This window comes from Streptomyces sp. NBC_00820 (assembly GCF_036347055.1).
Lineage (GTDB): Bacteria > Actinomycetota > Actinomycetes > Streptomycetales > Streptomycetaceae > Streptomyces.
The window spans coordinates 4600050-4619702 of the sequence record NZ_CP108882.1 but is presented as its reverse complement, the minus strand read 5'-3'; the positions used below and the strand labels follow the sequence as shown (position 1 = coordinate 4619702).

Here is a 19653-nt window from a genome sequence, read left to right as displayed (position 1 = left end):
TCCCCGGTCGTCGCCGCCCGTTGTCTTTGACCGGCGTCCGCCCGTTGTCTTCGACGGGCGTCCGCCCGTTGTCCGAGCCGGGGCATGGGCCTGCCCTTCCCTCTCCCCCGCGCCCTCCCCCTGTGGCTAGCCGCCCGCAGGGGTGGAGCTGCCGTCGTCGGGCGGGGGCGGGGAGGAGGAGTCGGGCGGGTCCGTCGGGGTCGGGTCCGGGTCCGGGTCCGTCGGGGTGGGCGTGGGGTCCGCCGGGGACGGCGACTCGCTGGTGGGCGGGTCCGTGGGGGGTGTGGTCGGAGGCGTCGGGTCGGGGGGAGAGGCCGACGGACTAGGCCGGGTCGAGGGGCCGGTGGGGGCCGTGCCGTAGCCGTCGATGGTGACCACGGCGCCCGCCGGGGAGACCGCCACCTGCGCGTGCCAGTGACCGGCCGGCTCGCGGAGGTGGTCCACGTACACCTTGATGGTCAGTGTGTCGCCGGGGTCGAGGGTTCCCGAGGACCTGCTCAGGTAGAGCCAGGGCGCCGAGGTGGAGGCGGACCAGCGCACCGGTGCGGAGCCCGACGCGGTGAGGGTGATCAGCGTGGTGTCGCCGTCGTTCCCCGCGGCGACCGCGAGGTGTCCGGCGCCCTTCTTGCCGGCTCCGGCGACGCTGACGACCGCCACGGACACGTCCGCCTTGCCGTCATGGATGAGCCGGGCGCCGGGCTTCACGCGCGCGTTGCCCGCGTTCTCGTAACCGCCGCCCGCGTCGCTGCCCAGCGCTCCGGGTCCCCCCGCCTCGCGCGCGGTGGCGGACCTGCCGTCCGCGTCGGCGGTGGGCCCGCCCCGGTAGGCGGCCCACAGGGCGAGTACGGGAGCGGCGACGACGGTGGCGACGACCGTCGTGGTGACGGCACGCGCGCGGAGCCGGTCGCGGCGGGCCGCGCGGTCCTTGGGGTCCATCGGGAAGCCGCGCCGGTCGAAGCGCGGCACGGCGGCGCCCCGCGTGCGCGGGTGGTGGGCCAGGGCGACGTGCAGGGCCGCGCGGGGCGCCTCCAGCACGGGCAGTTCGGCGGGGGTGACCGCGTCGCCGGGCCAGCGGCCGGGAACCGCGCGCTCGGCGGTCCGGCGGCAGCGCGGGCAGTCGTCGACGTGCCGGACCAGTTCGCGGCGCAGGGCGGCGCTGAGCACCAGCCGGCTGTCGCCGGTGAGGTGGGCCACGCTCGGGCAGCCGCCGGTCTCGACCACGGCGAGGGCGGCACGCGTGCGCTCGACCTCGCACGCGGCGGAGGACAGCAGCTCGCGCGCGGCGGCGGGCTCCATGCCGAGCACGGCGGCGACCTCGTCCGCCGCGAGGTGGTGGCGGACGGCCAGTTCCAGGGCCTCGCGCTGCTCGGGTGTGGTGCCGGCCGCCTCCGGCCAGGCGAGCAGGGCGAGTTCGCGGCACCGCCGCTCCTTCACCTCCGGGGGAACGGCCGGGTCGGGAACCTGCGCGCCGCCGCCCTTCGCGCCAGTCCTCGCGCCCGCCTTCGCGTCTGCCTTCGCACCCGTCTTCGCGTCCGCCTTCGCACCCGTCCTCGTGCTGGTCGACGTACCGGTCGTCGTGCCGGTCGTCGTGCCGGTCGTCGTGCCGGTCGACGTACCCGCGGGACGGCCCGCCGCGTGGGTGCCCTGACGTTTCTGCTTGGCCTGGGCCAGCCCTCGCAGGCACGCCCAGCGGGCCAGGGCGTACAGCCAGGCCCTGCGGTCGGCGGAGGCCTCCGGGACGCGCTGCCCGCGCCGCTCGGCGAGCGCGAGGACGTCCCCGAGGGCGGCGGTGGCCGCGTCGTGGTCGCACAGCACCGACAGGCAGTAGGTGAACAGGCCGTCGAGGTACGGCTCGTAGCGCGCGGGCGGCCGCTGGGCGACGGTGCGCGCGGCGACGCGGTCGCGCGCTTCCCGGTGCGCCCGATGCGCGCCGGGGGTGCGGGTCGTGGTCTCCGGGCTGCTGCTCATCACCTGTGCGACCGTAGGCGGCGCCGCAGTGGCCCTTCCGACGCCTTGAGCACTTTTAATCCGTACGGGTGAAACGATCCCTCATAAGGGGACAGGGGCCTTTCACCAGGCGGCTCGAAACCGATGGGCCGTGGCCGATACCGGGCCACTCACACGTGCCTCAGAGCCCCCTTCGTGCGCCCCACGCCCCGCCTCGCGCGCTCGTCGCTCCCCGCATGCGCCGGGAGCGGGAGGGCGTTGTCAGTGCGGCGGGCTACGGTTTCCGCATGGCTGCCCGTACCAAGACCACCAAGGACCGACCGTCCTACCGCTGCACCGAGTGCGGCTGGCAGACGGCCAAGTGGCTCGGCCGCTGCCCGGAGTGCCAGGCCTGGGGCACGGTCGAGGAGTACGGCGCGCCCGCGGTGCGTACGACGGCCCCGGGCCGCGTCACCAGCTCCGCGGTGCCCATCAGCCAGGTCGACGGCCGCCAGGCCACGGCCCGCACGACCGGCGTGCCCGAGCTGGACCGGGTGCTCGGCGGCGGTCTCGTACCCGGCGCGGTGGTGCTGATCGCGGGCGAACCCGGCGTCGGCAAGTCCACCCTGCTGCTGGACGTGGCGGCCAAGGCGGCGAGCGAGGAGCACCGCACCCTCTATGTGACCGGTGAGGAGTCGGCGAGCCAGGTGCGACTGCGCGCGGACCGCATCAACGCCCTCGACGACCACCTCTACCTGGCCGCCGAGACCGATCTGTCCGCCGTCCTCGGCCACTTGGACGCGGTCAAGCCGTCCCTGCTGATCCTCGACTCGGTACAGACGGTGGCCTCCCCGGAGATCGACGGCGCGCCCGGCGGCATGGCCCAGGTCCGCGAGGTGGCCGGCGCCCTGATCCGCGCTTCCAAGGAGCGCGGGATGTCCACGCTGCTGGTGGGCCATGTCACCAAGGACGGCACGATCGCCGGCCCCCGGCTGCTGGAGCACCTGGTGGACGTCGTCCTGCACTTCGAGGGCGACCGGCACGCGCGCCTGCGCCTGGTGCGCGGCGTGAAGAACCGCTACGGCACCACGGACGAGGTCGGCTGCTTCGAGCTGCACGACGAGGGCATCACGGGGCTCGCCGACCCCAGCGGGCTCTTCCTGACCCGGCGCGACGAGCCGGTCCCCGGCACCTGCCTGACCGTCACCCTCGAAGGCCGCCGCCCGCTGGTCGCCGAGGTGCAGGCGCTGACCGTCGACTCCCAGATCCCCTCTCCGCGCCGCACCACCTCGGGCCTGGAGACCTCCCGGGTGTCGATGATGCTGGCGGTGCTGGAGCAGCGCGGGCGGATCAGTGCGCTGGGCAAGCGGGACATCTACTCCGCGACCGTCGGCGGCGTGAAGCTGTCCGAGCCGGCCGCGGACCTCGCGATCGCGCTCGCGCTGGCCTCGGCCGCCAGCGACACCCCGCTGCCGAAGAACCTCGTCGCCATCGGCGAGGTGGGTCTGGCGGGTGAGGTCAGACGCGTCACAGGTGTGCAGCGCAGGCTCGCCGAGGCGCACCGGCTCGGTTTCACGCACGCGCTGGTGCCGGGCGATCCTGGCAAGGTGCCCGCCGGGATGAAGGTTCTGGAGGTCGCCGACATGGGCGACGCGCTCAGGGTCCTGCCGCGCTCCCCTCGCCGAGAGGCCCCCCGGGAGGCGGAGGACCGCCGGTAGACTTTGCGCAGGTCTCGCCCGTCCGTACGAACCGAGTGCGGGACGGGAGCGCGTCAGAACCTGCGACCGGAGGAGTGCAGTGGCAGCCAACGACCGGGCAGCAGCTCCCGGAAAGTCCGGTGGCAGTGCCGGTACCGATGGCCTGATGCGCGCCTCGCTGAGCGCCGTGGCTCCCGGTACGGCCCTGCGCGACGGCCTCGAGCGTGTCCTGCGCGGCAACACCGGCGGTCTGATCGTCCTCGGCTGCGACAAGACGGTGGAGACGATGTCCACCGGCGGGTTCGTCCTGGACGTGGAGTTCACGGCGACGCGGCTGCGGGAGCTGTGCAAACTGGACGGCGGCATCGTCATCTCCTCCGACCTGTCGAAGATCCTGCGGGCCGGCGTGCAGCTGGTGCCGGACCCGACGATCCCCACCGAGGAGACGGGCACCCGTCACCGCACCGCCGACCGGGTCTCCAAGCAGGTCGGTTTCCCGGTCGTCTCGGTCTCCCAGTCCATGCGGCTGATCGCCCTGTACGTCGACGGGCAGCGGCGCGTGCTGGAGGACTCGGCGGCGATCCTGTCCCGCGCGAACCAGGCGCTGGCCACCCTGGAGCGGTACAAGCTGCGTCTGGACGAGGTCGCGGGCACGCTGTCGGCGCTGGAGATCGAGGACCTGGTCACGGTCCGGGACGTGTCGGCCGTCGCGCAGCGTCTGGAGATGGTCCGGCGCATCGCCACGGAGATCGCCGAGTACGTGGTCGAGCTGGGTACGGACGGCCGTCTCCTCGCGCTCCAGCTGGAGGAGTTGATCGCGGGCGTCGAGCCCGACCGTGAGCTGGTCGTCCGGGACTACGTCCCCGAGCCGACGGCGAAGCGGTCCCGCACGGTCGAGGAGGCGCTGTCCGAGCTGGACGCGCTGACCCACGCCGAGCTGCTGGAGATGGGCACGGTGGCGCGGGCTCTGGGCTACACCGGTTCCCCCGAGACCCTCGACTCCTCGGTGTCCCCGCGGGGCTTCCGGCTGCTGGCGAAGGTGCCGCGGCTGCCCGGCGCGATCATCGACCGCCTGGTGGAGCACTTCGGCGGCCTGCAGAAGCTGCTCGCGGCGAGTGTCGACGACCTTCAGGCGGTGGACGGTGTGGGCGAGGCCCGGGCCCGAAGCGTGCGCGAAGGACTGTCGCGCCTGGCCGAGTCGTCGATCCTGGAACGGTACGTCTAGCTTCGTCCGGCTTTCGGCGCGGCCGTGTGCCGTCTGCCGTCTGCCGTCCGCCGTCCGCCGTCCGCCGTCCGCCGTCCGCCGTCTGTGGCATGGTCCGCCCGACAGGCACAGGTCCTGTCGTCGAACGACAGGACCTAGTCGGCCGACAGCACGAAGGACGTCTGCGTCTTCGCGACGCCCGGCGCCTTCGCCTCCAGCAGATACGTCCCCGGCTTCGCCGAGCCCGGCGTCGGCCTCGCGCACCGCGGAGCGCTCGCCTTGCGGTCCCACTTCACCGTGTAGGTGATGACCTGGCCGGCGGACACCCGGAACTCGAGAGCGGCCGGGTCCTTGGGGCAGTCGGCCGAGGACCAGAGCGTGTCGTCCCCGTCGGCCGGCGTGATCGTCAACACCGCCTTCTTGGGGCCGAGGTCGGCCTTGCAGTCGGTGGACGAGGAGTTCTTCACGCTGAGTTCGAAGGTGGGCGTCTGGTCCGGAGAGTAGGAGTTGTGCGTGCTGTGCAGGCTCAACGACAGTGCGCCGGAAGGACAGTTGGGCAGCGAGGCGGAGGCGGGCAGCGCGTCGCCCGCGGCGACGTCACCGGCGCCCGAGCCGGAGCCCCGGCCACCGCCCGAGCCGTCACCGGAGCCGGACGAGCCCGAGCCGGAGGAACCCGAACCGCCGCCGGAGCCGCCCCCGTCGGAGCCCGCGCCGCCCGACTCGTCGCGCCCGCCCGGGTGTTGACTGATCGCGGGACCGGAGGAAGAGGGGCCCGGTGTGATCGTGGACGCGGGATTCTTGCCGTTGGACCCGTCGGCGTCCTTCTTGCCGCCCCCGCGGCCGGACACGACGATCCAGGTGCCCAGCAGTGCCAACAGGGTCACCACGGACACGATGACGACCCTCCGTCGCCAGTAGATGGAGGAGGGAAGCGGCCCGACCGGATTGCGCAAAGATCCCACGGCGCAAACTGTACGAGAGATCGCGCCGCTTGCCTGCGTCACCCGCCGCCCCGTCACCAACTTTTCCGGATCATCATCCCGGGCAACTTCCGCCACGAGCAGGCGGCTTCAACTGGCACAACGCTCCGTGACCGCGCGGTCACCGGCCATGTCCGGTCCAGGCGTGGCAGGATCGTAAGGACCATGACTGAGATGCTCCACTCCCCCGTGCTCGCCTGGTTCGACATCAACGCCCGCGATCTGCCCTGGCGTCGCCCGGAGGCGGGTCCGTGGGGCGTGATGGTCAGCGAGTTCATGCTCCAGCAGACCCCGGTGAACCGGGTGCTGCCCGTCTACGAGCAGTGGCTGGACCGCTGGCCGCGCCCCGCCGATCTGGCGAAGGAGCCCCCGGGCGAGGCCGTGCGCGCCTGGGGCCGGCTCGGCTACCCGCGCCGCGCCCTGCGCCTGCACGGAGCGGCCGTGGCCATAACGGAGCGGCACGGCGGGGACGTGCCGACCGACCACGCCCAGCTGCTGGCACTGCCCGGCATCGGCGAGTACACGGCGGCCGCGGTGGCCTCCTTCGCCTACGGGCAGCGACACCCGGTGCTGGACACGAACGTGCGCCGGGTCTTCGCGCGGGCGGTGACCGGGGTGCGGTACCCGCCGAACGCCACCACGGCCGCCGAGCGCCGGCTGGCGCGCGAGCTGCTGCCGGAGGACGAGAAGACGGCGGCCCGCTGGGCCGCCGCGTCCATGGAGCTGGGCGCGCTGGTGTGCACGGCGAAGAGCGAGGACTGCGGGCGCTGCCCGATCGCCGCGCAGTGCGCCTGGCGGCTGGCCGGCAAGCCGGAGCACGAGGGGCCGCCGCGGCGCGGGCAGACGTACGCCGGTACCGACCGGCAGGTCCGCGGCAAACTGCTCGCGGTGCTGCGGGACGCGCACGTGCCGGTGCCGCAGCAGGCGCTGGACCGGGTGTGGCACGAGCCGGTGCAGCGCGCCCGCGCGCTCGACGGGCTGGTCTCGGACGGCCTGGTGGAGCCGATGCCGGGCGGCCTTTATCGGCTGCCGCTGACCTGACGTACAGCCAAGTCACAGGGCGGGGAGACGTGTTACGGCGCACCCCGCCCGACAAACCATCCCATAAAGGCACGTAAGGGAAGTCTTCCTTACCCCGCGCCTACTTCCGTTACACAACCGACGGACAGCCGATTGCCAGCCGCAGGCTGCTCCGCACAGCCTCGTGACAACAGCTCCGTAGCGTCTTTCCCGTACCCGGCGGACCACCGGGACAGCGGAACGCAGGACTCCGGGCATCGACCGGAGCAACGGGGAGACGGAGGCGGTCGATCATGGCGCAGGGCGAGGTGCTCGAGTTCGAGGAGTACGTCCGCACCCGGCAGGACGCGCTGCTGCGCAGCGCCCGCCGGCTGGTCCCGGACCCCGTCGACGCCCAGGACCTGCTGCAGACCGCGCTCGTGCGGACGTACGGCCGCTGGGAGGGCATCGCCGACAAGCGGCTCGCCGACGCCTACCTGCGCCGCGTCATGATCAACACGCGGACCGAGTGGTGGCGGGCGCGCCGGCTGGAGGAGGTCCCGACCGAGCAGCTGCCGGACGCCTCCATCGAGGACGCCACCGAGCAGCACGCCGACCGGGCCCTGCTGATGGACATCCTGAAGGTGCTCGCACCCAAGCAGCGCAGTGTCGTCGTCCTGCGACACTGGGAGCAGATGTCCACGGAAGAGACGGCCGCGGCCCTCGGCATGTCGGCGGGTACGGTCAAGAGCACGCTGCACCGGGCGCTCGCCCGGCTCCGCGAGGAGCTGGAGGCGCGCGATCTGGACGCACGGGCGCTGGAGCGTGAGGAGCGGGAGCGTTGCGCGGCCTGACCGGTGCCGGGCCCAGCCGGGCCCGTGAACGTCCACAGGCGGTGATCGCGGCGGCGGCCGTGCTCACCGCCGTCGGCCTTTCCGTCGCCGCGTGCGGCACCGGGGGCACCGGCGCCCGGGACGAGGGGCCGGCGCATGCCTCCGCGGTGGCGGGCGCCGTCACCTCCCCGTCGCCCGGCCCGGCCACCGGTCGCCGGCGGGTGGACGCGCTCGCCCTGCTGAAGCAGGATCCCGCGGTCTCGGCGGCGGTCAAGCGGGAGCTGAAGCCGTGCGGCGGCGAGGACCCGCTGGACGTCTCCTACGGCGACCTGACCGGCAGCACCGCGGACGACGTCGTCATCAACGTGCTGACCTGCGCCGACGCGGTCGGAATCGGTTCGTACGTGTACCGGGAGGAGAACGGCGCGTACAAGAATGTCTTCCGGAGCGAGGAGTCCCCGGTCTACGCGGAGATCGAGGACGGCGTCCTGAGCGTGACCAAGCAGGTCTACAAGAGGGGCGACCCGATCTCCAGCCCTTCGGGCGAGGACGTGATCCCGTACCGGTGGAGGGCGGGACGGTTCGCCGCCGGCAAGCCCGTGCACACCGACTACAGCAGCGCCGTCGGCGGGGACCCCTCCCCCGTGCCGGCCGGCTGACGACCACACAGCGGACCACGAGGACTGAGAGCAGCGGGATGGCAGAGCAGACCCACGTCCTTTTCGTCGAGGACGACGACGTCATCCGCGAGGCCACCCAGCTCGCCCTGGAGCGGGACGGCTTCGCGGTCACCGCCATGCCCGACGGGCTGTCGGGCCTGGCGGCGTTCCGGGGCGACCGTCCCGACATCGCGCTGCTGGACGTCATGGTCCCGGGTCTGGACGGGGTCAGCCTGTGCCGGCGTATCCGGGACGAGTCGACCGTGCCGGTGATCATGCTGTCGGCGCGCGCCGACTCCATCGACGTGGTCCTCGGGCTGGAGGCGGGCGCCGACGACTACGTGACCAAGCCGTTCGACGGCGCCGTCCTCGTCGCCCGGATCCGCGCGGTGCTGCGCCGCTTCGGGCACGCCGGGCAGGCCGCGCGGGAGGCGGCCGGCGCCGACGAGGCGACCGGCGGGATGCTGACCTTCGGCGAGCTGGAGATCGACACCGAGGGCATGGAGGTGCGCCGGGCCGGGCAGCCGGTGGCGCTCACCCCGACCGAGATGCGGCTGCTGCTGGAGTTCTCCGCCGCGCCGGGCACGGTGCTGTCCCGGGACAAGCTGCTGGAGCGGGTGTGGGACTACGGCTGGGGCGGTGACACCCGGGTCGTCGACGTCCATGTGCAGCGGCTGCGGCAGAAGATCGGCCAGGACCGGATCGAGACGGTCCGCGGTTTCGGCTACAAGTTGAAGGCCTGAGCGAGGCGGCATGCGGGGGATCATCGGGCGCCCGGTACGGCGCGTGGAGCGTGTGGGGCTGCGGACCGGCCTCAGGTGGAAACTGAGCGCGGCGATCGCCATGGTCGCCGGTCTGGTGGCGATCGCGCTGAGCCTGGTCGTGCACAACGCGGCCCGCGTCTCCATGCTGGACAACGCCCGCGACCTGGCCAACCAGCGCGTCCAGATCGCCCAGCGCAACTACGAGCTGTCGGGGCGGCCCAACTTCCCCAGCATCAGGATCGACGATCCGGAGCTGCCGCCCGAGCTGCGGGAGAAGGTCCGGGAGGGGCGCCGGGCCAGCTTCGTCAGCGACCGGCCTGGCAGCATGCCGGACATCTGGGCGGCGGTCCCGGTCAAGGACGGGCACGTGCTGTCCCTGCACGGTCACTTCCCGGACCGCTCCACGGACGTGATGAAGGACCTCGACCAGGCGCTGGTCATCGGCTCCATCGCGGTGGTGCTCGGCGGCAGCGCGCTCGGTGTGCTGATCGGCGGGCAGCTGTCCCGGCGGCTGCGCAAGGCGGCGGCCGCGGCGGGCCAGGTCGCCAACGGCGAGACCGACGTACGGGTGCGGGAGGCGATCGGCGGGGTCGTACGGGACGAGACCGACGATCTCGCGCGCGCGGTGGACGCCATGGCGGACGCGCTGCGGCAGCGTCTCGAGGCCGAGCGGCGGGTCACCGCCGACATCGCGCACGAGCTGCGCACCCCCGTGACGGGCCTGCTCACCGCCGCCGAGCTGCTGCCCCCGGGCCGGCCCACGGAGCTGGTCCTGGACCGGGCGAAGGCGATGCGCACCCTCGTCGAGGACGTCCTGGAGGTGGCCCGGCTGGACGGCGCCTCCGAGCGGGCCGAGCTGCAGGACATCATGCTCGGCGAGTTCGTCGCCCGGCGCGTGGCCGCCAAGGACCCGGACATCGTCGTACGGGTGGTGCACGAGTCGGAGGTCACCACCGATCCGCGCCGGCTGGAGCGGGTGCTGTTCAACCTGCTCGCCAACGCCGCCCGGCACGGCAGGCCGCCGGTCGAGGTGACCGTCGAGGGCCGCGTGATCCGCATCCGCGACCACGGCCCCGGCTTCCCCGAGGAACTGCTCGCCGAGGGCCCGAGCCGCTTCCGCACCGGCAGCACGGACCGCGCCGGCCAGGGACACGGACTCGGCCTGACCATCGCCGCCGGTCAGGCGCGCGTTCTGGGCGCCCGCCTGACCTTCCGGAACGTACGCCCCGCGGGAACCCCCGACCACATCCCCTCCGAGGGCGCCGTGGCCGTCCTCTGGCTCCCGGAGCACGCCCCGACCGCCACGGGCAGCTATCCGGTGCTGCCGGGCTCCTGAGCCGCCGCCCGGCTCCTGGTCAGGCCCAGTCCTTCGACGTGTCGAGGTCGCCCTCGCGGGGCTGGGTGAACGAGAACCAGTTTCCGGAGTCGTCGCGGAACAGCGCCTCCGTGCCGTACGGGCGCTCCTGCGGCTCCTGGAGGAACTCCACACCGCGGTCCTTGAGCCGCTTGTAGTCGCCGTGGATGTCGTCGGTGGTCAGCACACCGGCGCCGAGCACCCCCTTGGCCACGAGCTTCTTGACCATCTCGGCGGACTCGGGGTCCATCGCGGGCGGGCCCGGCACCATCAGGGTGAGCTCGACGTCGGGCTGGCCCTGGGCGCCCACGGTCAGCCAGCGCATGCCGCCGTCGCCCATCGTCAGGTCCGTACGGACTTCGAGGCCCAGCTTCTCGGTGTAGAACTCCTTGGCCCGGTCCTGGTCGAGTACCCAGACGGTCGCGATCTTGAGTCCCTGGATCATGGTGTGCTCCTGCTGTTCACGGTGATCGGCTCTTGCTCAGTCACCGTAGGCAGCAGGGTCCTCGGCGCGCTTCTCCGGAATTGCGCTCTCCGCCCGGCCGCCGCCGGGGCCGTCCCGGAACCCGCCGGCCCAGAGCATGGCGTAGCACCCCGGTATGAGGGCGGCCCCGCGTCCCACGTGCCGGGCCCGGTACTCGGTGGGTGTGAGCCCGGTCCACGCCTTGAACCGGGTGGAGAAGGTGCCCAGACTGCTGAAGCCGACCAGGAGGCAGATCTCGGTCACCGACAGGTTGGCGGTCCGCAGCAGGTCCTCCGCCCGCTCGATCCGCCGGTGTGTGAGGTACTGCCCGGGCGTCTCGCCGTACACGTCCTTGAAGGCGCGCAGGAAGTGATAGCGCGAGTACCCGGCGTGCGCGGCCACCGCGTCGAGGTCGAGCCCGGGGTCGGCCCAGTCCCGGTCCATGGCGTCCTTGGCCAGACGCAGGCGGCGCACTTTGTCCATGGAGCCGATGCTTGCACGGGCCACTGACAACCGTCCGAAGCCCAGGACGGCCGCGACCGTCAATTGAGAAGCCGGCCGAGAAGCCACGACGGCGATCGGTCACGTCCGCGGGAGCGGCGCCGGTTGGCGCGGGAAAAGGCGAAGGCCCCCGGGGCGGACACCAGCCGGGGGCCTTCGGTTCAGGAGAGGGTCAGACCGCTTCGATCACGGGTGCCGGTGCGGGCACCGCGTCCTCGGCGCCCTCGCCGGAGGCCGGCTTCTGCGGCGCGCTGCGCAGCGGCACCTCCTTGACGAAGAGGGCCGCGATCAGCACGACCACCGCGATCACCGCGCCCAGCAGGAAGGCGGAGTGCGTACCGGACGACACCGCGTGCTGGTACGCCTCCCGCGCCGGGACGGGCAGCTTGGCGAGGCTCGCCGCGTCCAGCTGCGCCGACTTCTCGGTGATGCCCTTGCCCAGTGCGCCGGCCCGCTCGGCCATGACGTCCTGCACCCGGTGGTTGAACAGGGCGCCCATGATGGCGACGCCGAAGGAGGAGCCGAGGGTGCGGAACAGGGTGGTGGACGAGGAGGCCACGCCCATGTCCTTCATCTCCACGCTGTTCTGCGCGACCAGCATGGTGATCTGCATCAGGCAGCCCATGCCGGCGCCGACCACGGCCATGAAGACGCCGGAGACGAAGCGGGTCGTGCCCGTGTCCATCGTCGACAGCAGGTACAGGCCGACGATCATCAGCGCGCCGCCCACGATCGGGAAGACCTTGTAGCGGCCGCTGCTGGTGGTGACCCGTCCGGCGATCAGGGAGGTCACGAGCATCGCGCCGAGCATCGGCAGGAGCAGCAGACCCGAGTTGGTCGCGGACGCGCCCTGCACCGCCTGCTGGTACAGCGGCAGGAAGAGGGTGGCGCCGAACATCACGAAGCCGGTGATGAAGCCGATGAGGGACATCAGGGTGAAGTTGCGGCTCTTGAAGATGTGCAGCGGCAGCACCGGCTCGGCGGCCTTGGTCTGCCAGAACACGAACCCGATCAGCGAGGCGACGCCGAGGCCGATCAGCTCCATGATCCGCGCGGAGGTCCAGGGGTACTCGCTGCCGCCCCAGGTGGTGACCAGCACGATCGAGGTGATGCCGACGGTGAGCAGGATGACGCCGAGGTAGTCGATGCCCGCCTTGGAGCGCTTCTTCGGCAGGTGCAGCACCGCGGTGACCAGCGCCAGCGCGACGGCGCCGAGCGGCAGGTTGATGTAGAAGGCCCAGCGCCATCCCCAGTTGTCGGTGATGGTGCCGCCGACCAGCGGGCCGCCGATCATCGCCAGCGCCATGACACCGGCCATCATGCCCTGGTACTTGCCGCGCTCACGCGGCGGGATGAGGTCGCCGATGATCGCCATGACGCCGACCATCAGACCGCCGGCGCCGAGTCCCTGGATCGCCCGGAACCCGATCAGCTGCCCCATGTCCTGGGCCATGCCGCTGAGGGCCGAACCGATCAGGAAGATCACGATCGAGCTGAGGAAGGCGCTCTTGCGCCCGTACATGTCGCCGATCTTGCCCCAGATCGGGGTCGAGGCCGCGGTCGCGAGCGTGTACCCGGTCACCACCCAGGACAGGTGCTCCAGGCCGCCCAGGTCACCCACGATCGTCGGCATCGCGGTGCCCACGATCATGTTGTCGAGCATCGCGAGCATCATCGCGATCATGAGCGCGAGCAGGACCACCCGCACGCTCTTCGGCTGTTTCTCCGGCTTGTCCGCGGGCTTCGTGTCGCCCGTCACTGCCTGTGTGTCCGCCATGTCTCCCACTCCCCCTGGCGGCAACTACTTACTTGCCGCCCGGCTAGTTCACTACACTGGGAAAGTAGCTTGGTTACTAGCCGGGCGTCAAGTAAGTTTCCGCGGAAGCGCGAGGAGTACGAGGATGGGCGTCACCATGGACGGCACCAAGCATCAGCGCCGCGGCAACACCCGCCAGCGCATCCAGGACGTGGCGCTCGAGCTTTTCGCGGATCAGGGGTACGAGAAGACCTCCCTGCGCGAGATCGCCGAGCATCTCGACGTCACGAAGGCAGCCCTGTACTACCACTTCAAGACCAAGGAAGAGATCATCGTCAGCCTCTTCAAGGACCTGACGCAGCCGATCGAGGACTTGATCGAGTGGGGCAAGGGGCAGCCGCACACCCTGGAGACCAAGCAGGAGATCGTACGGCGCTACAGCCGGGCCCTGTCCGGCGCGGAACCGCTCTTCCGGTTCATGCAGGAGAACCAGGCGACGGTACGGGAACTGCGCATCGGCGACACCTTCAAGGACCGGATGCGCGGCCTCAGGGACATCGTCATCGACCCCGACGCCGACCTGGTCGACCAGGTCCGCTCGCTCAGCGCGCTCTTCACGCTGCACGCCGGGATGTTCGTGATGCAGGACCTGGAAGGCGACCCCGAGAAGAAGCGCGAGGCCGTTCTCGAGGTCGCCGTGGACCTGGTCACGCAGGCGCACCGCGGCGCCCACGGCAGGGAGTAGGTCAGACGGTGACGCCCTCGGCGCGCAGGAACACGACGGGGTTGACCGCGGAGCCGTAGTTCGGCGTCTTGCGGATCTCGAAGTGCAGGTGCGGGCCGGTGGAGTTGCCGGTGCTGCCGGAGAGGGCGATGTGCTGGCCGGTCCGCACGATCTGGCCGACGTGGACGTCGATCCGGGACAGGTGCGCGTACTGCGAGTACAGGCCGTTGCCGTGCTTGATCACGATGGCGTTGCCGTACGCCGGGCCGTCACCGGCGCCGTTGGGGCCGGCCTTGACGACGGTGCCGCCGTGCGCGGCGATGACCTCGGTGCCGGTCGGGACGGCGAAGTCCTGGCCGCTGTGCTTGTGCATCCAGTGGCTGCCGGCCTGGTTGAAGCCCGCGGAGAGCGTGTACGACTTCACCGGGTCGACCCAGGAGGCGGCGGCGGGAGTGGCGGCGCTCGCGATCCCACTGCCCAGCACAGCCATGGCGCCCACTCCGGCAGCCATGACGGCCGCACGGGTACGGAACGAGGACACACGGGAGGAACGGGACGTGAAGCGCTGGAACATCGAGACCTCGTGAAGTCGGGGACAGAAAGCCACCCGTCGCACGAATGTCTCCGCGCACCGGGTGGCCGGACATTCGTACCCCGCCGTCCCATCCGCCCACAATTCACCGATCTACGACCCAAGGCAGTAGATGCCCCCAAATCCACCCACCTCTTGACAGAGCACCCACCCCTGAACGACCAGCGGCGACAACGTCGCTGTTTCACTCAGAGTTTCCGGGCGAAGTGTCCTTTTTGCCCGAATAGCACATCCCACTATCAGGGTTAGTAACGGATATTTCGCCTGTGCGGCTTGTCACCGGTCACCCCCGCCGGAATTCGCGGAAATGTGACGCGCACCTCTAGGCACCTACCGTCCGGTAACCCTACGGTTCCTCTCGCGCCACCCTCACCACAGATCATGCCCCTGACAGTCCACCCCGTCGGGCCGTGCAGCTTACGGACGTGAGAGGACCCCCCACCGATGACCACAAGCCCCTGGGCGCGCCGGATACCCGTGGCCGCCGTCAGCCTGGCCGCGCTCGCCGCGTTCGCCACCCCGGCCCAGGCCGCCGAGGCCGCCCCGGCCGCCGCCGGCGCCACCAGCACCGCCCAGGTCGACTACGCCACCTGGCAGCGGGACTGCCGGACGGTCATGGATCAGGCGCTGCCCTACGTCCAGAACCGCGTCGCCGCCGCCGGGCCGGGCGAGAAGCAGGCGATCGTCTTCGACATCGACAACACCACGCTGGAGACCGACTTCGGCTTCAGCTACCCGCAGCCCGCCAACAAGCCCGTCCTGGACGTCGCCCGCTACGCCCAGGAGCACGGCGTCAGGCTCTTCTTCGTCACGGCCCGCCCGGGCATCATCGCCTGGCCCACCGAGTACAACCTCGAACACGACGGCTACGACGTCTCCGGCCTCTACGTCCGCGGTCTGTTCGACCTCTTCAAGGACGTCGCCGCCTACAAGACCGCCCAGCGCGCCGACATCGAGAGCCAGGGCTACACGATCATCGCCAACATCGGCAACAGCGCCACCGACCTCACGGGCGGCCACGCCGAGCAGACCTTCAAGCTGCCGGACTACGACGGCCAGTTGTCGTAACCGGCGCACACGAGAAGGGGCCGGTGCTCAGTGAGCACCGGCCCCTTCTCGTTCGGCTCAACCCCTCAGGAGAGAGGTCACGCGTCCTTGCTCAGGTTCGGTCCGGCACCGCCGGCCGCCTGCTCGATCGGCGGGACGTCGGGCAGCGCCGACTTCTCCTCACCCCGGAAGGTGAAGGTGATGGCGTCGCCCTCGCCCTCGGTGTCCACGACCACGATGTGACCGGGGCGCAGCTCGCCGAAGAGGATCTTCTCCGAGAGCGTGTCCTCGATCTCGCGCTGGATCGTGCGACGCAGCGGACGCGCGCCCAGCACCGGGTCGTAACCCTTCTTGGACAGCAGCTCCTTGGCGGACTGGGAGAGCTCGATGCCCATGTCCCGGTCCTTCAGGCGCTCGTCCACCTTGCCGATCATCAGGTCGACGATCCGCAGGATGTCCTCCTGCGTCAGCTGCGGGAAGACGACCACGTCGTCGACGCGGTTGAGGAACTCGGGGCGGAAGTGCTGCTTGAGCTCGTCCGAGACCTTGTTCTTCATGCGCTCGTAGTTGGTCTTCGTGTCACCCGCGGCGGCGAAGCCGAGGTTGAAGCCCTTTGAGATGTCCCGCGTGCCGAGGTTGGTCGTCATGATGATGACCGTGTTCTTGAAGTCCACGACCCGGCCCTGGGAGTCGGTCAGGCGACCGTCCTCCAGGATCTGCAGCAGCGAGTTGAAGATGTCCGGGTGCGCCTTCTCGACCTCGTCGAAGAGGACCACGGAGAACGGCTTGCGGCGGACCTTCTCGGTCAGCTGGCCGCCCTCTTCGTAACCCACGTATCCGGGCGGGGAACCGAACAGACGCGAGACCGTGTGCTTCTCGCTGAACTCCGACATGTCGAGGGAGATCAGCGCGTCCTCGTCGCCGAAGAGGAACTCGGCGAGCGCCTTGGACAGCTCGGTCTTACCGACACCGGAGGGGCCGGCGAAGATGAACGAGCCACCGGGGCGCTTCGGGTCCTTCAGACCGGCACGCGTACGGCGGATCGCCTTCGACAGCGCCTTGACGGCGTCGATCTGGCCGATGACCCGCTTGTGGAGCTCGTCCTCCATGCGGAGCAGGCGGCTGGACTCCTCCTCGGTCAGCTTGAAGACCGGGATGCCGGTGGCCGTCGCGAGGACCTCGGCGATCAGCTCGCCGTCGACCTCGGCGACGACGTCCATGTCGCCGGCCTTCCACTCCTTCTCGCGCTTGGCCTTGCCGGCCAGGAGCTGCTTCTCCTTGTCGCGCAGGGAGGCGGCCTTCTCGAAGTCCTGCGAGTCGATCGCGGACTCCTTGTCGCGGCGGACGCCGGCGATCTTCTCGTCGAACTCGCGGAGGTCCGGCGGCGCGGTCATCCGGCGGATGCGCATCCGGGAACCGGCCTCGTCGATCAGGTCGATCGCCTTGTCCGGCAGGAAGCGGTCCGAGATGTAGCGGTCGGCCAGGGTGGCGGCCTGGACCAGGGCCTCGTCCGTGATGGAGACGCGGTGGTGCGCCTCGTACCGGTCACGCAGACCCTTGAGGATCTCGATCGTGTGCGGCAGGGACGGCTCGGCGACCTGGATGGGCTGGAAGCGGCGCTCGAGGGCCGCGTCCTTCTCCAGGTGCTTGCGGTACTCGTCCAGCGTGGTGGCACCGATGGTCTGGAGCTCACCGCGGGCCAGCATCGGCTTGAGGATGGAGGCGGCGTCGATCGCGCCCTCGGCGGCACCCGCGCCGACGAGCGTGTGCAGCTCGTCGATGAACAGGATGATGTCGCCGCGGGTGCGGATCTCCTTGAGCACCTTCTTCAGGCGCTCCTCGAAGTCACCGCGGTAGCGGGAGCCGGCCACCAGGGCACCGAGGTCCAGGGTGTAGAGGTGCTTGTCCTTGAGGGTCTCGGGCACCTCGCCCTTGACGATGGCCTGGGCGAGGCCCTCGACGACGGCGGTCTTGCCGACGCCGGGCTCACCGATCAGCACCGGGTTGTTCTTGGTACGGCGGGACAGCACCTGCATGACCCGCTCGATCTCCTTCTCGCGCCCGATGACCGGGTCGAGCTTGGACTCACGAGCGGCCTGGGTGAGGTTCCGGCCGAACTGGTCGAGGACGAGGGAGGTCGAGGGAGTGCCCTCGGCCGGCCCGCCCGCGGTGGCCGTCTCCTTGCCCTGGTAACCGGAGAGCAGCTGGATGACCTGCTGCCGCACCCGGTTGAGGTCTGCGCCCAGCTTGACCAGGACCTGGGCGGCGACGCCCTCGCCCTCACGGATCAGGCCGAGCAGGATGTGCTCCGTGCCGATGTAGTTGTGGCCCAGCTGAAGGGCCTCGCGGAGCGACAGCTCCAGGACCTTCTTGGCACGGGGGGTGAAGGGGATGTGCCCGGACGGGGCCTGCTGGCCCTGACCGATGATCTCCTCCACCTGCTGACGGACCGCCTCAAGCGAAATGCCGAGGCTCTCCAGGGCCTTAGCGGCGACACCTTCACCCTCGTGGATGAGACCCAGGAGGATGTGCTCGGTGCCGATGTAGTTGTGGTTGAGCATCCGGGCTTCTTCCTGAGCCAGGACGACAACCCGCCGCGCGCGGTCGGTGAACCTCTCGAACATCGTTAATCGCTCCTCAGAGCGGTCAGGCAGTGGGGGGAACTTCCCCTCCCTGTCCTTCCGCAGCTTAGTCCCGCAAGCGGGGACCGCTCATTCCAACTGCCGACACCGTCGATGGCCTCCTGACCCCGAACGCCGACATCTGCTCCAACCCGATGGTGCGAGACGATGTTCCCGCAGGCCAGGCAGTTACCCCACTCGCCAGTACGCCGAGGGCGAACGTGAGGCGGCCCGATCTGCGTGTCGCCCCCTCCCACTAGGCATGTCTTACCCGCAGGGACTGACACTCCATGCCGTGCGCACCGGTTCCCTCCGCTACGGGCGAACAACCTTGCGCCTCCGCCGCTCCCCGCACGCCCCCCATGTGGGCACTCTGTGCAATCAAATGAGAACCCAGCGTAACTCTCGGCACGCTTCGGCGGTTGCATGTGGCATGGCTGGCTCGGTCCCCGTGACCTCCACGGTCCCCCTTCCCCGTCGTCCGCTCGATTCCGGGCCCGACCCCGATTCCGGGGCCCGGCACTGGTACGAGAACGATCTGGGCTGGACGACAGTGCCCGGCAGGCCGTTGCGGCTGGTGACGGGGGTGCGGTTCGACGTCCTGGACGTGCCGGCCGAGGCGGGCGCGGAGGCGCTCAGACATCTCGTGCCGGGTTCTCCGGTGGCCCTGTGGGGCGGGCGGATGCGGCTGCTGGTGGCCGCGGGCAGCGCGGAGGAGCTGCCGGAGCTGCTCGACTGGCTGGAGTGGGGGGCGCTGGAGCTGGATCTGCGGGCCCTGGGCACCGGCGGCCTGATGGAGGCGCCGCTCCCGCCGCGCCCACCGGCCCCGCCGCGCTCGCCGTTCTCCGGGGGTGCCCCGCACTCGCCCGAACCGTCCGGCGCCGGGGCTCCGGCTCCGTCCCGGAGCGGTTCCGTCGCCGGGGGCCGTGCCGGTTCCGTGCAGGGGGCCGCCGTATGGCTGCGGCCCCCCGAGCCGGGGTGCGAGGTGGAGGCTGCGCTGCCGGCGCTGCCGGCCATGGGCGGCGTCGGGCACGCCCCCGATCTCGTACGACTGGTGGACACGGTGGCAACCCACTGCCACCGGGTCCGGCTGCGGCGCCCGGGCGCCGGACAGACCGCCTGTGGGCGGAATCAGCCGTTGGCCTTCTCGTAGGCCTCGCGGATGGACGCGGGAACGCGACCGCGGTCGTTGACCTCGAGGTTGTTCTCCTTCGCCCAGGCGCGGATCGCCGCGGTGTCCTGGTTGCCGCCGGAAGCGACACGAGCCTTTCCACGCCCACCGGAGGCACGGCCCCCGGTGCGACGACCACCCTTCAGATAGGGCTCGAGAAGGCCGCGCAGCTTGTCCGCATTGGCAGTCGTGAGATCGATCTCGTACGACTTGCCGTCCAGCGCGAACGTGACGGTCTCGTCCGCCTCGCCGCCGTCGAGGTCATCGACAAGAAGGACCTGAACCTTCTGTGCCACCGGATTTCCTTTCATCGATAACGTGAGTGTCAGAGGGTGTGCGGCGCCCGCCGTTTCGCCGCCCCT

At 71.0% G+C, this 19653-nt stretch carries 18 protein-coding genes; 10 read left to right on the top strand and 8 right to left on the bottom strand.

The features are described 5' to 3' along the window. Positions 1-126 precede the first annotated feature (126 nt). Positions 127-1971: a BACON domain-containing protein gene (locus OIB37_RS20880; protein ID WP_330459127.1), complete on the bottom strand. Its 1845-nt coding sequence runs from the start codon at positions 1969-1971 to the stop codon at positions 127-129. Positions 1972-2234: 263 nt separating this feature from the next. Between OIB37_RS20880 and radA the strand changes: the two genes are divergently transcribed. Continuing rightward, positions 2235-3644, top strand: a complete 1410-nt coding sequence (gene radA, locus OIB37_RS20875) for a DNA repair protein RadA (RefSeq protein WP_330459126.1) — start codon at positions 2235-2237, stop codon at positions 3642-3644. A gap of 79 nt (positions 3645-3723) precedes the next feature. Further along, positions 3724-4848 (top strand): DNA integrity scanning diadenylate cyclase DisA, encoded by a 1125-nt coding sequence (gene disA, locus OIB37_RS20870; protein ID WP_330459125.1) that lies wholly within the window; start codon positions 3724-3726, stop codon positions 4846-4848. A 134-nt stretch (positions 4849-4982) separates the two neighbouring features. On the opposite strand, the gene OIB37_RS20865 is transcribed toward disA, so the two are convergent. Further along, a complete protein-coding gene (locus OIB37_RS20865) occupies positions 4983-5789 on the bottom strand; it encodes a hypothetical protein (protein ID WP_330459124.1) in 807 nt (268 codons plus the stop codon). 183 nt (positions 5790-5972) lie between these two features. Here OIB37_RS20865 and OIB37_RS20860 point away from each other — a divergent pair, with 183 nt between their 5' ends. The 5 genes from OIB37_RS20860 (at position 5973) to cseC (ending at position 10398) form a co-directional block, all read left to right on the top strand. Then, positions 5973-6848 carry an A/G-specific adenine glycosylase gene (locus OIB37_RS20860; protein WP_330459123.1) on the top strand — a complete coding sequence of 292 codons (876 nt, stop codon included), beginning with the start codon at positions 5973-5975 and terminating at the stop codon, positions 6846-6848. A gap of 272 nt (positions 6849-7120) precedes the next feature. Further along, positions 7121-7660: a SigE family RNA polymerase sigma factor gene (locus OIB37_RS20855; RefSeq protein WP_330459122.1), complete on the top strand. Its 540-nt coding sequence runs from the start codon at positions 7121-7123 to the stop codon at positions 7658-7660. Beyond that, complete coding sequence (locus OIB37_RS20850; RefSeq protein WP_443058183.1) at positions 7648-8298, top strand: hypothetical protein; 651 nt, start codon at positions 7648-7650, stop codon at positions 8296-8298. Before OIB37_RS20855 ends, OIB37_RS20850 begins: the two co-directional genes overlap by 13 nt. A gap of 38 nt (positions 8299-8336) precedes the next feature. Beyond that, positions 8337-9041, top strand: a complete 705-nt coding sequence (gene cseB, locus OIB37_RS20845) for a two-component system response regulator CseB (RefSeq protein ID WP_330459121.1) — start codon at positions 8337-8339, stop codon at positions 9039-9041. Positions 9042-9051: 10 nt separating this feature from the next. Then, complete coding sequence (cseC, locus tag OIB37_RS20840) at positions 9052-10398, top strand: two-component system sensor histidine kinase CseC (protein WP_330459120.1); 1347 nt, start codon at positions 9052-9054, stop codon at positions 10396-10398. Between the two features lie 19 nt (positions 10399-10417). Here cseC and OIB37_RS20835 read toward each other — a convergent pair whose 3' ends face one another. The 3 genes from OIB37_RS20835 to OIB37_RS20825 form a co-directional block, all read right to left on the bottom strand. After that, on the bottom strand, positions 10418-10861 hold the full coding sequence (locus OIB37_RS20835) for a VOC family protein (protein ID WP_330459119.1): 444 nt from the start codon (positions 10859-10861) through the stop codon (positions 10418-10420). A 36-nt stretch (positions 10862-10897) separates the two neighbouring features. Continuing rightward, positions 10898-11362 (bottom strand): helix-turn-helix transcriptional regulator, encoded by a 465-nt coding sequence (locus OIB37_RS20830; protein WP_330459118.1) that lies wholly within the window; start codon positions 11360-11362, stop codon positions 10898-10900. A gap of 190 nt (positions 11363-11552) precedes the next feature. Beyond that, positions 11553-13157: an MDR family MFS transporter gene (locus OIB37_RS20825; RefSeq protein WP_330459117.1), complete on the bottom strand. Its 1605-nt coding sequence runs from the start codon at positions 13155-13157 to the stop codon at positions 11553-11555. Positions 13158-13281: 124 nt separating this feature from the next. On the opposite strand from OIB37_RS20825, the gene OIB37_RS20820 reads away from it, so the two are divergent. Beyond that, on the top strand, positions 13282-13881 hold the full coding sequence (locus tag OIB37_RS20820) for a TetR/AcrR family transcriptional regulator (protein ID WP_330459116.1): 600 nt from the start codon (positions 13282-13284) through the stop codon (positions 13879-13881). Position 13882: 1 nt separating this feature from the next. Here OIB37_RS20820 and OIB37_RS20815 read toward each other — a convergent pair whose 3' ends face one another. Then, complete coding sequence (locus tag OIB37_RS20815) at positions 13883-14434, bottom strand: M23 family metallopeptidase (RefSeq protein WP_330459115.1); 552 nt, start codon at positions 14432-14434, stop codon at positions 13883-13885. 462 nt (positions 14435-14896) lie between these two features. Between OIB37_RS20815 and OIB37_RS20810 the strand changes: the two genes are divergently transcribed. Continuing rightward, positions 14897-15520, top strand: coding sequence for an HAD family acid phosphatase (locus OIB37_RS20810; protein ID WP_330459114.1), 624 nt, complete (start codon positions 14897-14899; stop codon positions 15518-15520). A 77-nt stretch (positions 15521-15597) separates the two neighbouring features. Here OIB37_RS20810 and OIB37_RS20805 read toward each other — a convergent pair whose 3' ends face one another. Further along, positions 15598-18123: an ATP-dependent Clp protease ATP-binding subunit gene (locus OIB37_RS20805; RefSeq protein WP_330459113.1), complete on the bottom strand. Its 2526-nt coding sequence runs from the start codon at positions 18121-18123 to the stop codon at positions 15598-15600. Between the two features lie 430 nt (positions 18124-18553). Here OIB37_RS20805 and OIB37_RS20800 point away from each other — a divergent pair, with 430 nt between their 5' ends. Next, the gene (locus tag OIB37_RS20800; protein WP_330459112.1) at positions 18554-19273 is read left to right on the top strand and encodes an SCO3374 family protein; all 720 of its coding nucleotides are present in this window, start codon (positions 18554-18556) and stop codon (positions 19271-19273) included. Here OIB37_RS20800 and OIB37_RS20795 read toward each other — a convergent pair. Beyond that, positions 19252-19587 carry a histone-like nucleoid-structuring protein Lsr2 gene (locus OIB37_RS20795; protein WP_330459111.1) on the bottom strand — a complete coding sequence of 112 codons (336 nt, stop codon included), beginning with the start codon at positions 19585-19587 and terminating at the stop codon, positions 19252-19254. The genes OIB37_RS20800 and OIB37_RS20795 overlap by 22 nt on opposite strands. Positions 19588-19653: the final 66 nt, after the last annotated feature.